The 14,758-nt window shown below is 38.9% G+C and carries 13 protein-coding genes; 8 read left to right on the top strand and 5 right to left on the bottom strand.

From position 1 onward, the window contains the following. Positions 1-242: 242 nt before the first annotated feature. Positions 243-1,094: a DUF6279 family lipoprotein gene (locus H4J39_RS12905; RefSeq protein WP_182228835.1), complete on the bottom strand. Its 852-nt coding sequence runs from the start codon at positions 1,092-1,094 to the stop codon at positions 243-245. 435 nt (positions 1,095-1,529) lie between these two features. Here H4J39_RS12905 and H4J39_RS12900 point away from each other — a divergent pair, with 435 nt between their 5' ends. Genes H4J39_RS12900 through H4J39_RS12890 form a run of 3 tightly spaced genes read left to right on the top strand, consistent with a single transcriptional unit; the run spans position 1,530 to position 4,133 of the window. Further along, positions 1,530-2,405 carry a PEP-CTERM sorting domain-containing protein gene (locus H4J39_RS12900; protein WP_182228834.1) on the top strand — a complete coding sequence of 292 codons (876 nt, stop codon included), beginning with the start codon at positions 1,530-1,532 and terminating at the stop codon, positions 2,403-2,405. A 29-nt stretch (positions 2,406-2,434) separates the two neighbouring features. Further along, the gene (locus H4J39_RS12895; protein WP_220462193.1) at positions 2,435-3,142 is read left to right on the top strand and encodes a phage tail protein; all 708 of its coding nucleotides are present in this window, start codon (positions 2,435-2,437) and stop codon (positions 3,140-3,142) included. Position 3,143: 1 nt separating this feature from the next. Beyond that, the gene (locus tag H4J39_RS12890) at positions 3,144-4,133 is read left to right on the top strand and encodes a tetratricopeptide repeat protein (protein ID WP_182228833.1); all 990 of its coding nucleotides are present in this window, start codon (positions 3,144-3,146) and stop codon (positions 4,131-4,133) included. Between the two features lie 187 nt (positions 4,134-4,320). On the opposite strand, the gene H4J39_RS12885 is transcribed toward H4J39_RS12890, so the two are convergent. The 3 genes from H4J39_RS12885 to H4J39_RS12875 form a co-directional block, all read right to left on the bottom strand. Then, a complete protein-coding gene (locus tag H4J39_RS12885) occupies positions 4,321-4,863 on the bottom strand; it encodes a TetR/AcrR family transcriptional regulator (RefSeq protein ID WP_182228832.1) in 543 nt (180 codons plus the stop codon). Positions 4,864-4,950: 87 nt separating this feature from the next. Next, positions 4,951-5,202, bottom strand: a complete 252-nt coding sequence (locus tag H4J39_RS12880; protein ID WP_182228831.1) for a glutathione S-transferase N-terminal domain-containing protein — start codon at positions 5,200-5,202, stop codon at positions 4,951-4,953. A gap of 12 nt (positions 5,203-5,214) precedes the next feature. Beyond that, positions 5,215-6,327 (bottom strand): FAD-dependent oxidoreductase, encoded by a 1,113-nt coding sequence (locus H4J39_RS12875; protein WP_182228830.1) that lies wholly within the window; start codon positions 6,325-6,327, stop codon positions 5,215-5,217. Between the two features lie 178 nt (positions 6,328-6,505). Between H4J39_RS12875 and H4J39_RS12870 the strand changes: the two genes are divergently transcribed. Both H4J39_RS12870 and H4J39_RS12865 read left to right on the top strand, forming a co-directional pair. Then, positions 6,506-7,123: a glutathione S-transferase family protein gene (locus tag H4J39_RS12870; RefSeq protein ID WP_182228829.1), complete on the top strand. Its 618-nt coding sequence runs from the start codon at positions 6,506-6,508 to the stop codon at positions 7,121-7,123. Positions 7,124-7,210: 87 nt separating this feature from the next. Beyond that, positions 7,211-7,915: a cupin domain-containing protein gene (locus H4J39_RS12865; protein ID WP_182228828.1), complete on the top strand. Its 705-nt coding sequence runs from the start codon at positions 7,211-7,213 to the stop codon at positions 7,913-7,915. Between the two features lie 19 nt (positions 7,916-7,934). On the opposite strand, the gene H4J39_RS12860 is transcribed toward H4J39_RS12865, so the two are convergent. Further along, positions 7,935-8,873 (bottom strand): LysR family transcriptional regulator, encoded by a 939-nt coding sequence (locus tag H4J39_RS12860; RefSeq protein ID WP_182228827.1) that lies wholly within the window; start codon positions 8,871-8,873, stop codon positions 7,935-7,937. Positions 8,874-8,992: 119 nt separating this feature from the next. Here H4J39_RS12860 and H4J39_RS12855 point away from each other — a divergent pair, with 119 nt between their 5' ends. Genes H4J39_RS12855 through H4J39_RS12845 form a run of 3 tightly spaced genes read left to right on the top strand, consistent with a single transcriptional unit; the run spans position 8,993 to position 14,752 of the window. Next, the gene (locus H4J39_RS12855) at positions 8,993-10,174 is read left to right on the top strand and encodes an efflux RND transporter periplasmic adaptor subunit (protein ID WP_182228826.1); all 1,182 of its coding nucleotides are present in this window, start codon (positions 8,993-8,995) and stop codon (positions 10,172-10,174) included. A gap of 9 nt (positions 10,175-10,183) precedes the next feature. Continuing rightward, positions 10,184-13,327: an efflux RND transporter permease subunit gene (locus H4J39_RS12850; RefSeq protein ID WP_182228825.1), complete on the top strand. Its 3,144-nt coding sequence runs from the start codon at positions 10,184-10,186 to the stop codon at positions 13,325-13,327. A 3-nt stretch (positions 13,328-13,330) separates the two neighbouring features. Beyond that, complete coding sequence (locus H4J39_RS12845; RefSeq protein WP_182228824.1) at positions 13,331-14,752, top strand: TolC family protein; 1,422 nt, start codon at positions 13,331-13,333, stop codon at positions 14,750-14,752. Positions 14,753-14,758: the final 6 nt, after the last annotated feature.

Below are 14,758 nucleotides of genomic sequence, written 5' to 3'. Positions count from 1 at the left end.
CTCTCTCAAATTTTTTATAGGATAATTACATGTAAATAGCGCCTTGTATTAACGGCACGTTTAAATTTTAATAACTATACGGAATAAGTCATGCTTTAGTTTACTTTATGTTTTAAAAATTGTAATTACCTTAATAGGCATTAAAAGAAATTATAATCATAAATTAAAACGATATCGGTGAGTTACAAAAAAACTGACTTAATGTCATTTATTAAATCGTATATTCCGAACCGTTTTTTTCGCTAAAAATCCATTTCAAGCGTTGTTAAATCTTCAATGAAATCATCTAATTTATCATTGAATTTTTTACGTTGTTTATCAGTTAAATGATTCATCAAGTAATGGAATACTCTTACGGATGTTTCCATATTATTTTTAGACAGCATTCTATATTCTTCAGACTTTAACGTGTCAGGGTTTGAGATAAGTTCCGTGAACATAACTTCATATTGTTGCTTATTTAAATCAATTGATAACACTTGTTTTAAACCTGAATGCCACTTTGTTCGGTAGTCCATTCTATGATTAAATGTGGGTAAGAACGCTTGCATAAGCTTACACACTTCTGACTTTTGAGCAGGTGTTAACTTCCCTACCCACTTTTTAAGCTGTTCTTGTTGCTCTTTACATTGTTCTTTAAACCACTGCTCTTTGGTGAGTTGTTCTTGGTCATCATCACGCTCTTTATTTTTACTGGCAATTTCATCAATAACTTGTTTTCTTTGAATACTATCTAAAGTGGAAACTAATTCTATAAGTTTAGGCTTTGCTTTTTCTCGTACCGTGATCCAATGATTTTTAACATGCACTAAATGCTCACTGACCTCAATATCGGTAATACCTCGGTTAACTTGTTCTTTAAGCGTTATAAGTTGAAGTGTGTACTCTCTGAGTTGTGTTTGTCTGTGCCAAAAATGAAGTTCGTTAAATGCAGTATCAAATAACTGTTGCTGCTCTTGGTTTAGTGTAACGTAATCATCAAGGTACCAATTACTCCACCAATCCAAGTGGTTATAAATAAAACTAAAGCTACATGCAGTTAAAAAAAATGAACTAAAAATCACCAAAAAACCATTTTTAATTATTCGTGGCATACATAAACCCCATTTGTTTTATTTAGCTTTAAAAAACTATTAATGTTCACAGCTGTTATTCCTGAGTGCTTTTAGCCCATTCCATATCGAGTCGTCAGGCTAAAATATTGGTTCAACATTACGATAAAGCGATACTTTCTCAACTCTCAGCCAAAAGTTAAGTACACAACATTATGGACTTTTTATCATAGAAAAATGTCATTAAATACGTTTGAAATTCAAAGAAGGTTCAGAAGATACTTATTCTATTGGTTAATATTTTCAAAGAGAATTTAGAAATAATAAATATGTCAGTATAAATAATGTCAGTAATTTTTACATTTTATCTTTTTGTCATTTCACTACACATTACAAACTGTTGTTTTTATAACCAATTAATAAAAGGGTTTAAACCTTGCATATGACTCATCAACCACTTTAAAAAGGATTACACGGATGCGTAAAGTTCTCAGGTTTTGTTCTATTCTATGTGCTTTTACTTTAATTGCACCAACAGTTACTGCGGGGTTAATTCCGCTAGATATCTCTATTACCGGTAACGCTGAACTCGATACCACTAATTCAGCTTCTCCCACAGGTAACGCCAGTCAAAATGCCGATATGTCACTTGTTATTGGTGGCGGCACGACACTTACCTCTATTGCTAATCTCACGCCAACAGGTGCAAACCCTTTAACAGGGACATTGACTGATTTTGGAGATGGCGTTGGCGTTAGTGCTATTGGCTCTTCGACTTCGGGTGCAATAAGTAAAGTTCCTGATTTTTTCTTTGATATCGATTTTTCATTACTCAATAGCTCGGCAACAGATACTTATCAAATATTTTTTGAATTAGCCTATTCAGTCTCTGCCCATGCACAGGGTAATGGTACTTTTATTGATAACGGCTCTGATGCTTTTGTTAATGCAGAAGTTAATCTCTTTGATGGCCCACTCGTTGACTCACCCGATGAAATATTCGCTTCTGATTTAACCTCAGATCGTCGTTTTGGTGATGAAATAGGTGATGTACTAGGTAGCACATTTCCCGGCACCAATGGAGCTTCGTTATCAGATAGTGGTACCTTTCTTTTTGATATTACGTTGGCGGCAGGAGCTTCAAATAACTTCTCAGCGTTGGTAAGAATGGATGGAGGGGCATTTAGCAATGATGCTTTTTTTAATGGGCGCAGTAGCGCGTTTATCAGTATTTTATCTGCTGATAATTTAACTGCGGTACAGCCACCATCACAAGTGCCAGAGCCTAGTACATTTATACTGTTTTTTATTGCGATGGCACTATTACAAGTAAAGCGCAAAATAAATAATTAATGGTTTTTTACAAATTAAGGATAATAGAAATGAATATTGTAAAAGTAATAAAATTAAGCTGCATTTTAGGATTTAGTATCACGGCTATCACGATGCCGATGAAAGCATCGGCCTGCTCTTCTCAACCATATTTAGGGGGAATGTGCGCTTTTGGTGGTAATTTTACTATTCGAAGTTGGGCAAAAGCTGAAGGGCAATTACTGGCTATTTCAAGTAATACCGCGTTATTTTCCATTCTTGGCACAACCTTTGGGGGCGATGGTCGTTCAACTTTTGGCTTACCCGATTTACGTGGCCGCTCTCCTATTGGTCAGGGACAAGGACCCGGACTTGGTAATTACCGTTTAGGACAAAGAGGTGGGTCAGAAACCCATACCTTAAATGTTTTACAAATGCCAGCTCATAATCATACTGCAACAACCACAACGAGCAATGTTGTCGACACCAGTGCTACCACAATAGCGTTACGTGCATTAGCATCAAGTAGTACAACTAATTCACCTACGAATGCGGTTTTAGCCAATAGCCCGAATCGGGAAAATATTTATAGTAGTGGTGCTCCTAATGTCGATATGAGAGCTGATGCGATTGCATTAAGTTTAGGTGTTGAGGTAAGTTCCACATCCAATACCGTGGTTAATAATAATGGGAGTAGTCAAGCCTTTAATATTCGCGGCCCTTACCTTTCGCTCACTTGGTTAATTGCCTTACAAGGTATTTTCCCGTCGCGTAATTAATATGACTAAATCATGTAAAGGTCAAATAATTCAAGGTCGATTAACTACCGGCCTTGTTGTTTTTATTCTACTAATACTCTTGAAACCACCTGTTTTTGCCAACAATATTGATGATTGGGCAGGCCCATTAAGTAATGCTCAAGCATTACTGGCAAAGCAGCAATATAAAGCCGCATTAATAGCCTTTAAAGAACAAGCCAATTTAGAAAATGGTCTTGCGCAATTTACTGTCGCGTTATTTTACGATCTAGGCTGGGGGATCATCCCCAACCGTTCAACCGCCTGTCAGTGGTATCAAAAAGCAGCAAAAAATAATATGCCAGGCGCTATGCAATCATTGGGGCAATGCTTTTTTGAAGGACAAGGAGTTAAGCAAAACAAAAAATTGGCTTACCATTGGTTTATAAAAGCGTTTGAACAAGGAATACCGTCAGGAGCATGTCAGGCTGGCGAATTATTACTTTCCGGTGATGGCTTTAAAGTTGATTTAATGGCTGGGCAACGGCTTTGCCTTGATGCCGCTCAGCAAGGCTCGATTAGTGCACAAAACAAGCTTGCTCAGTGGTATTTTTATGGTCAATATTTCCCGCAAGATTATCAACAAGCTTTTAACTGGCTACAGCATGTTGCGAGTGAAAAATCGCCCAGTTCAGCTTATCTTTTAGCACAATTTTATGATCAAGGAATTGGCATGAATGTCGACGAAAAAGAGGCTTTGCACTGGTATGAAATCGCGGCATTAGGAAAATACAAAAAAGCTTATATGCCAACCGCTTTATTGTATTGGCAAGTGTTTACCAAAGCACAAATCAATAAAGATAGGCTTTTAGCAAAAAGCTATTTATGGGCAACAATATTGTCACACTCATCAGAGCAATTAGAAGATAAAGCAGTGGCTAAGCAATTATTAGTGCGAATTATGGAGAAAATGCCAGAAACGTGGCAAGAAAGTTTAGATGAAAAGAGTGTTAATCATTTGGCAGTCCCTTAGCCGTTGTTACCACGATAAAAAGAGTGTTGTAAGAATGTCTCTATATTTAATGGCATTTTTTATATTTTTAAGGACCTCCTTAACTATGCTCTACTACTTAGCCTCACTATTTTTCTGCACTTTGAAGTAAAGAAATGATCAGCTAAATATGATGAGTGGCAAGTAACACTATCATCAATAGACTCGATTAAATGTCCTCATTGATATAATCATTAAGGCTGTCAAAAGCCGTTGTATCGTCTAACACTTTTGCTAAGATCATCATACCTTCTAAAGTGGCTAATAACTGAATAGCTTTAGTTTTAGCAATGTCTACTGCTAAACCTTTTTCGTCTATATACACTGTTTGTAACCAGTATATATTTAATTCAAAAAAGCGTTTTATTTCTATTTTGACTTGCTCTGGCAGTGCATCAGATTGTGCGCCTAACAAGCCACATAAACACATTTGATTGTCTTTTTCTAATGCCGCTTTAAAAGCATTAATATAGAGATTAATCGCACTACGGCCCTTTAACTTTGCTTTTTCAGCATTTAATAACGCTAAAAACTCATCTACGTACTGGTGTGCTAGTGCGGCACCTAAATCAGCTTTTGTACGAAAATAGTAATGAACACTTGAGCTTTTAATGCCAATTTCATCAGCCAGTTCCCTAAAGCTAAAGTTACCATAGCCACCAGATCTTACTTTATTTTCAGCTAATTTGAGTATTTGAGATTTTTTATTCATAAATAAATGCTATTCGAAGGGTTACGTAAATAATATAGTTTTTTACTGCTATTACGACTAATCAGTAGTTTCATCTATTATCAATGACTACGTTATTTTATTCAAATACTTAATAATATCTCCAGACTCATACAGCCAAGATTCTTGCCCATTTTCAATGATTTTTAAACAAGGTACCTGTTTCTTTCCCCCTTTTTGAATTAATTCCTTGTTAAAGGCAACCACTTTGTCCGTGTCACGTAATTCAATATTTATATTTTTAGCTTTCATTGACGCTATGACTTGCTGGCAATATGGACAATGAACCTTGTAATATAAAGCATAAGAACTTTCACTCATTTTATTTTCTCTCTAGTTAATATAATCAAATTCTTTTTTTAGTGAGCCTATCGCTATATCGGCAGCACAAATAGCCCCTTCAAGGTAGCCTGCGTCTTGCTGAGCAAATTCACTACCTGCTAGATATAAATTCAATGATGATAGCTCATCAGAAAAACCCAATATGTTAAAGTCAGGATGTGCAGGAGGATCTGTTCTATCTTGCTCTATAGCAACGTAATCATCATTGCCCCAACTTTTTAAATAACACTGATCGTATTGTTGTGCTTCGTCGCCAAACAATAGCCTGAGTTGCTCAATACAAAGGGCTTTTAACTGCTCTGTTGATATACTTTTGATAGCTTGAGGTGAAAGTCCAATAAAACCAAATAAAGCAAACCCCTGTTGATTTTTTGCTGATGCGTCATGAATTTCAACCATCGGTCCAGTTCGACTAAAGGCCTGCCCTGCTAACCCCTTATTTCGCCAAAAAGGTTTTTGATAAGTCGCTACAAATTTGGCTTGACCTGCCATCCAGGTTGGTACGGAAACTAATGCCTGGGTAAGCCTTTTACTCGCCCAATTTTCAGGTGTTAAGTATCGGCAAATAATTCTAGGTGGTAGCGCTAAGATTAAGTGGTCTGCTTGGTGCACGACGGTTGAAGTATCTTTTCTATTTTTTACTGTTACCTGCCAAATACCATTTATTTTTTCTACGTTATTAACAGAGCTACCAAGTTGATAGTTGTATATTGATAACTTGGCTTGTAGCGCTAAAATAAGCTTGTATAAGCCCCCAGTTAAACGATGTAATAATTGTCCTTGGCCATTTTCAATAATTTGTGGTTGAGTATTTACATTTTCCTGATAAACAACCGCTCCTTCAATGTGCTGCTGAAAAAGTTGCTGGTCTAAATTTGCCACTAATGTTTTCATACGGTGGTGATGAGGAAATATCCATGTTGGACCAAGATCATACCATAGCGTTTTATCGTCATTCACTTCAGGTTGTTCACTGTATATTCGACCACCAAAAATATCTTTCGCTTCAATGAGCAGATAAGGAATATTCAATTGTTCCAATTGAAAGGCTGTATATAAACCAGCCAACCCGCCACCAACAATAATTACACGTTTATTATTCATATACTCAAAAAAATCTACCTACCGATAGATAAATGATAACCAGCAATATATTTTAAAGCAACTTAAATCTTCAGTAAAAACTCATCATAAATAAAATTTGACAATATAAATAAAACCCACCAAACTACCTACCAGTAGATAGCCAAATAATACAAAACAAATTAATTAGAGATAAAATATGAAAATATATGATGTTGAAGGTTTTCCCAATCCATTGCGTGTACGTATCGCATTAGCAGAAAAAAATGCAGTTGATAAAGTTGATTTTATTGCTATTGATGTTATGAACGGTGAACACAGAGGTGACCCTTTTATTGCTAAAAACCCAGCAGCAAGCGTACCGGTATTAGAACTTGATGATGGCACCTGTATAGCTGAATGTTCTGCTATTATTGAATATATCGATCACACGTTTGATGGCATATCGTTAACAGGAAGATCAGCAAAAGAGCGTGCGGTTATCAGTATGATGCAACGCAGAGCTGAATCGATGGTACTTGATGCTGTCGCCACTTATTTCCACCATGCCACAGAAGGCTTAGGACCAGATTTAGAAACATATCAAAATAAAGAGTGGGGAAATAAACAAGGCGAAAAAGCCCTTGCCGGTTTTAAATATTTCAATGATATTTTAAGTACTAACGCTTATGTCGCAGGGGAAACGTTTACCGTGGCTGACATTACCTTGTTTGCTGGTCTTGGTTTTGCTGATTTTGCAAAAATAGCCATACCCAATGAATATACACATTTAATCACGTGGCGCGCTAAAGTGGCTGACCGCCCTAGCGTAAAGTAAAAGTAACGACGGTTATATTAAGTGATGTATCTAGCATCACTTAATAGTGATTAACTTCATATATCATGGTTTTAAATAGGATTAATTATGGAAATTCTAGCTGATTTTGAGAAAAGAGCTATCGTTCACAGCACGGCATTAGCATGGCTAACTTCGCCTATGCCAGGCGTAGACAGAAGACCATTAGACCGAGTGGGCGGTGAAGTAGCAAGAGCAACTTCAATTGTGCGATACGCAAAAGGGAGTAAATTCTCTCCTCATGTTCATACCGGTGGTGAAGAATTTATTGTGCTTGATGGGGTATTTCAAGATGAGCATGATGATTATCCTGCTGGTTCTTATGTTCGAAATCCTCCGCAATCGAGTCATACTCCCCGATCCGACCAAGGTTGTATTATCTTTGTTAAACTGTGGCAATTTCAACCTGAAGATAGAACACAGGTAAGTCTTATGATGGATAATATACCCACGATTCCTTCTCAAGCAGCGGGTGTATCTATTACCCCTTTATACAAAGACGAAATAGAAGAAGTGTCAGTTTTTAATTTTGAATCGAATGCAAAAATGAATTTTTTAGCACCCGATGGAGCAGAATTTCTTGTACTAAACGGTGAAATACAAGCAGGAGATGACTTATTACAACAGCATAGTTGGATGCGTTTACCTTTAGGTGATTCATTAATAGTCACAGCAAAAAGTCATGGTGCAAAAGTTTGGATTAAAACAGGAAACTTAGCTGATGTAAGTAATCAAATAAAACGAGTTCAAGCAGCTAGCCCCTCTAAGAAATAGCAACATAAAATATAAACGACTAATATAATTGCTCAAAATTGGGAATGGCACGTTCCCAAATAGGGATATCTTTTCCTAAATATTCGCGCACAGCATCAAAAAAGAGTCGCGTTCTAACAGGAAGGTCACGATGAGGATATACTGCATAAATAGCACCGTATTCCATTAATTTAACATCGGTTAATAACGGAACTAAACGGCCATCTTTGACTTCATTATCGAGAACAAAAGCAGGTGCGACAAAAAATGCGGTATCTGACAGTATTTTCATTAACAAAACTTCTGCATCGTTTGCTCTGTAGATACTGTTCAGCTTCTGCTCCTTAGCTTCACCATTTTGATCATAGTAACGTACCCCTTCCACCTTAAAAGATGTACTCGCATAACTCGCTGCAGGTAATTGAGTTAAATCTTCAATAGTTTTAGGCATACCATAATTTTCGACAAACGCCGGTGTAGCCAAAATTAACAAGCGGTTGCGGGCAATTTTTCGCGCGATTAATGATGAATCTTTTGGCTCTCCGATACGAAACGCTAAATCAAAGCCTTCTGAAACTATATCGATAACACGATCATCTAAGCGCAGCTCAACTTCAACTTGAGGAAAACGCATTTGAAAGTCGTTAATCACCGGCTGCAAGTAGCGTTTACCAAATAAGGTTGAAGAGGTTATTTTAAGGACACCTTGCGGCTCTAAATGATAATTTTCAGCCATACGGACTGTTTCGCCCAGTAACTCTCTTAGCTCAGCTGCTTTTTTAACCATCTCTGCGCCAGCCGCTGTTAAAGAGAATGACCGAGTTGTGCGGTTAAGCAGCCTAACCCCTAATTGTTCTTCTAGGCGACTCAGTTGTTTAGAAATAACGGAACGGTCGATATTGCGAACTTCTGCTGCTTTAATAAAAGAGCCCTGTTCAACAACTTCAAGTAACATTAATAACCGACTGGTTGTATCCATATTTCTTCAACTTAATATTTTTATTGGTGCCATTTTGGCACTAATTAAATGCAAAATCTATGGTTTTTATCAACAGGTTTATTCCGTAAAATTGCGACCAAATTAAAAGAGGTCTCATCATGAATAAACATTTAATCGCAGTAGCTATTACTCTGGCCAGCTTAACCTTATTAGGTTGCTCAGAAGAGCCTAGTCAAAATACACAGCAACAACAACTGCAGTCAATTGATGTAGCAGAAGTTCTGGTGAAGTCTGTACAAAATTGGCATACCTATACCACACGCTTAGAAGCGCCACAGCAAGTCGCATTAAAACCTCGTGTTTCTGGCGTAATTGATCATATTGCCTTTAATGAAGGTGAGCAGATAAAAACGGGTGATCTTCTTTTTAAACTAGATGACCGTCCATTTCTAGCAATAGTCGCGAGTTTGGCTGCACAAATTAACAGTGCAAAAGCAGCATTAGATCAAGCGCAGAGTGAAGAAAAACGTGCTATTCGGTTAACTGAGCGAAAAGCAATATCAACTGAACAGGCGGAATCACGCACCTCTACATTACGTCAACGCGAGGCACAGCTTGCTGCTTTACAGGCACAATTAACAGCGGCACAACTAGATTTAGAGTTTACCTCTATCCGTTCACCTATCGACGGCATAATCTCTCGCGCCAATATTACTAAAGGTAATAACATTCTAGCAGGACAAAGTGTGCTAACCACGATTGTTTCTAACCAAGCGATGTTTGCATATTTTGACATTGATGAACGCACGTGGAATAGCGATTTTGCCAATATTAGTGCTACTGACCAACAACAAGTTGTTATGCAAAAAGTAGGACAAAGTGAATTTGCTTATAAAGGTTACATTGATTTTATTGACAACCAAATAAACTCGTCTACTGGCACATTGCGCGTTAGGGCCGTATTTAATGAAGACAAAAACCAATTGCGCGCAGGTTCTTTTGCACGTATTAAGTTAGCGGCGAATGCCGTCACCGAAAAAATTATCGTACCTGCTCGTGCAATTGGTACCGACTTAAAAAATAATTTTGTCTTAACCGTCGGTGAAAACAATATTTTGCAATATAAGCTTGTTCAGTTAGGTGAGCGTTACGGTAGCTTGCAGGCGATTACTTCTGGGTTACAAGCCACCGATATTATCGCGGTTAATGGTCCGGCCCGAGTTGGACCTGGCATGCCTATCGCACCTAATAACGTAAAAATTGATAGTGCAGGTATTGCCTTTACTTTGTCACCCGATGCTGATGCCAGTTTAACGGCAAAACTAACGTCAAAAGAATAAGAGTTAATCATGAAATTTTCCCACTTTTTTATACAGCGACCTATATTTGCCGCGGTCTTGTCATTGATAATTTTACTAGCTGGCGGGCTTTCACTTTTTCAACTACCCGTCAGTGAATACCCAGAAGTCGTTCCGCCAACAGTCGTTGTTACGGCAAATTACCCCGGCGCAAACCCTTCAGTTATCGCACAGACGGTGGCAACGCCACTTGAACAAGAAATAAACGGTACTGAAAACATGTTATATATGTTTTCTCAAGCCACTGGCGATGGTCGCATGACCTTGACCGTTACTTTTGCTTTAGGCACCGATCTAGACCGTGCACAAGTGCAAGTACAAAATAGCGTTAACAGTGCATTATCTCGCTTACCCGAAGAAGTACAACGCCTAGGTGTGGTCGCAGAGAAGTCATCTCCTGACTTGGCGATGGTTGTACATTTATACTCACCAGAAGAAACTCACGACACTGCATACCTATCAAACTATGCGGATCTCTATGTTAAAGATCAAATTACCCGCTTAGCTGGTGTTGGTGACGTAAAATTATTTGGTGGTGGCCAATACTCAATGCGCGTGTGGCTTAATCCAGATGCATTAGCTGCGCGTGATCTCACCGCGACTGATGTTATTCAAGCACTACGAGCGCAAAACCAGCAAGTTGCCGCTGGTAGTTTAGGGTCTCAACCTGCTGCTAACGATAGCCAATTTCAAGTCTTACTTAATGTTAAAGGTCGACTTGATAACATTGAAGAATTTGAACAAGTTATTATTAAAGTTGGCGAGCAAGGCCAACTGACTCGATTAAAAGATGTCGCGCGTGTTGACTTAGGGCAAAATACTTATGCATTGCGTGCTATGTTAGACGGCCAGCCCGCACTCGCTATGCCTATTTTTCAACGCCCTGGCTCTAATGCTATTGAATTATCAGATCAAGTACGTGCAACTATGGCCGTATTATCTGAAGATTTTCCTGCTGGTGTTGAGTATGACATTGTTTACGACCCTACTATTTTCGTACGTGATTCCATTGACGCAGTAATAACCACCTTAATTGAAGCAATTGTTTTGGTCGTTATCGTTGTAGTGCTATTTTTACAAACGTGGCGCGCTTCAATCATTCCTTTAATTGCTGTGCCAATTTCATTAATTGGTACCTTTGCCGTAATGCAATTACTTGGCGTATCAATTAATACCTTATCTTTATTTGGCTTAGTGCTCGCCATAGGTATTGTCGTTGATGACGCTATTGTGGTGGTTGAAAATGTCGAACGTAACATTGAAAAAGGCTTAACACCTTTAGAAGCGACAAAAGTTGCGATGACCGAAGTAACAGGGCCTATTATCGCTATTGCATTAGTCTTAAGTGCTGTGTTTATTCCTACGGCATTTATCAGTGGTGTATCAGGTCAATTTTATAAACAATTTGCCTTAACCATTACCATATCAACCATCATTTCAGCCTTTAACTCATTAACGTTGTCGCCAGCATTAGCAGCATTATTATTAAAATCACACGACAGTAAGCCAGACCGATTAACACGTCTACTTAATAAGCTTTTTGGCCGTTGGTTATTCGCCCCTTTTAACCGAGTTTTTGACCGTGGCAGTAATGGTTACCAAAAGTTAGTTAAAAAATTAATGCGTATGAGTGTGGTCGTTATTGTTGCTTATATTGCGCTACTGGGCGGAACAGTTCAGCTATTTAATACAGTCCCTGGTGGCTTCATTCCTGCACAAGACAAGCAATACCTTATTGCGATAGCACAATTACCTGATGCAGCAAGCCTTGACCGCACGCACGCCGTTGTCAGAGATATGGAAAAGATAGCACTGCAAATACCCGGCGTTGCTCATACCGTATCTTTCCCTGGATTGTCAGTGAATGGCTTTACTAATAGCCCGAACAGCGGCATTGTCTTTGTTCCACTCGATGCCTTTGCGCTTCGTACTGATCCTAGCCGTTCAGCGATGGCAATTGCAGCACAATTAAACCAGCGTTTTACTGCTATCGATGAAGCCTTTGTGGCTGTTTTTCCACCACCACCGATCCAAGGTTTAGGCACTACAGGTGGCTTTAAATTACAAATTGAAGACCGTGGTAATAAAGGTTTTGAAACATTATTTAATAGCCTACAAGCCGTTATTAACAAAGCAAGAAAAGACCCCGCATTGGTCGGGCTTTTTTCAAGTTTTAGAATTCAAGTACCCCAAATGGATATAGACATTGACCGTGAACAAGCGCTCATCCAAGGGATCCCTCTTGATGAAGTTTTTAATGCTTTGCAAGTATATTTAGGCTCGGTATATGTTAATGACTTCAATATGTTTGGCCGTACCTACCAAGTCAAAGCTCAGGCAGAAGCTGAGTTTCGCCAAGACCCTGATCAAATATTAAACCTCAAAGTACGTAATCGCCAAGGCAACATGGTGCCGTTAGGTTCTGTTTTAACCGTAACGCCAACAACAGGGCCTGATAGAGTGATGCATTACAATGGCTACCCTAGTGCTGAGCTCAATGGCAGCCCGGCTCCTGGATATAGTTCAGACCAAGCACAGACTGCGATAGAAAATATTTTGGCTGATACGCTACCCAAAGGTATTACTTACGAATGGACCGAGGTGACTTACCAGCAAATATTGGCAGGAAATACCATGGTTTATGTTTTTCCGTTAGTCGTACTATTAGTCTTTATGGTGTTAGCCGCGCAATATGAAAGTTTGCGGTTACCCTTAGCCATTATCCTTATTGTACCTATGACTATATTTTCCGCGCTGTTAGGTGTTTGGTTTGTTGGCTCAGACAACAATATTTTCACCCAGATTGCGTTAATTGTACTCGTCGCCCTGGCCTCGAAAAATGCCATATTAATGGTGGAGTTTGCTAAAGATCAAAACCAGAATGGCTTGTCTCATTTTGACGCCATTATTGAGTCGTGTAAGCTGCGTTTACGTCCGATACTCATGACTTCAATTGCATTTACAGCAGGTGTGCTACCGTTAGTTTTTGCTACGGGTGCAGGAGCTGAAATGCGCCATGCCATGGGCAATGCCGTATTTTCAGGCATGATAGGTGTTACTGTGTTTGGCCTATTATTTACGCCAGTATTTTATATATTAGTGACCAAGACTCAACCAAAAAATAATGAGGAATAGCAGATGATTAACTTACTTATCAAGCGATTTAAAGACAAGCAGCTAAAAACAAAGTTAACCATTAGCGCCGTTTTAGTGGCGACCTTCTTGTCAGGTTGTGCTAATAAAATTGATGAAAAACAGCATCAACAACTAATGCAAAAATTTATTGCGGACGCAGAAATAGCCACGCAATTGACAGGTAAAGACGAAATAAACTGGTGGCAACAACTTAGCTCAACGCAATTGAATCAATTGGTCAAAGATGCGCTGGCTAACAATTACAACTTACAAACGAGTCAGCTCGAATTACAGAGTGCACTTGCCCGATTAAGCGCACAAGAAGCCGATTTTTTACCCCAAGGTGGGCTAGAAATTGGTGCGCAGCGAACAAGTGTAGCAGACAACATCAGTCGTCAATCCAATGCTAATTTGGCAATGAATTGGCAACTCGATTTGTTTGGGCGCATTAGTGCGTTAGTCGATGCGGCCAACGCATCCGCCATGAGTCAAGCCGAGCAATTACGTGCTTTACAAACTCAAGTGGTTGCATCGGTCGTTAAAGGCTACATTAGCTATCAGGGCAATAAGCAAAAACAGCATATTGTGAACATGCAAATTACCGCGCTTGAACAAAGCATCGAAGTACTTGAGGCACGTGTTCAAGAAGGTATTGCTAATGAACTGGACTTAAACCGCACTCGTGCACAGCTAAGCCGCCAGCAAGCATTACTTCCTGAAACCATTTATGCTCAATACCGCGACTTATCAACACTTGCATTACTCAGTGGTCGTTTAAGTGGTGATTTAGTGCTAAAAGATGAACAAGGGGTATTTGACTTACCTTTTGAGGTAGCTTTAGCTCAACCGAATGAGTCAATAGCCTTACGTCCTGACATTAGCCAAGCCTTATATGAGTTTAGCCAAGCAAATTCTCTAAGCATCGCAGCAAGTAAAGCCTTACTGCCTGACATTAGTTTACATGCTTTTGCAGGTGTATTAAGTCTAGGTAATAATCAACTCAATAATACGCAACAACAATGGCAAGTTGCTCCACAAATAAAATGGTCTCTGTTAAGTTATCCTGCGTTATTAGCACAACGTGATGCTCAGCAATATTTGAGTGAAGCGGCTTATAGTCAGTATCAGCAGGTCGTGCTTAGTGCCATCAATGAAAGTGAGCTTTCATTGCGGTTGCTAACAAAACAACTTGAACAAAAAGGGTTTGCAGATAAACGTTTTACCTATGCTAATAAAGCTTTTATTCAGGCCAATGCTATGTACCAAGAGGGGCAGATCCCTTACTTAGAGTTGTTAGATGCGCGGCAGGATGTTTTAATAGCCCAAGAAAATGCAGTTAACGCGACAATTTCATCATCGTTAGCCAAAGTAACCGCTTATCAAGCGTTTAACGGCCGATGGAGTTATGGTTTAATCACCTTGTAAAATTTG

The organism is Colwellia sp. Bg11-12 (genome assembly GCF_014076955.1).
In the GTDB taxonomy this organism is placed as follows: Bacteria; Pseudomonadota; Gammaproteobacteria; order Enterobacterales; family Alteromonadaceae; genus Colwellia_A.
Note: the sequence above shows the minus strand (reverse complement) of the source record. Positions and strands in the feature narration are given on the sequence as shown.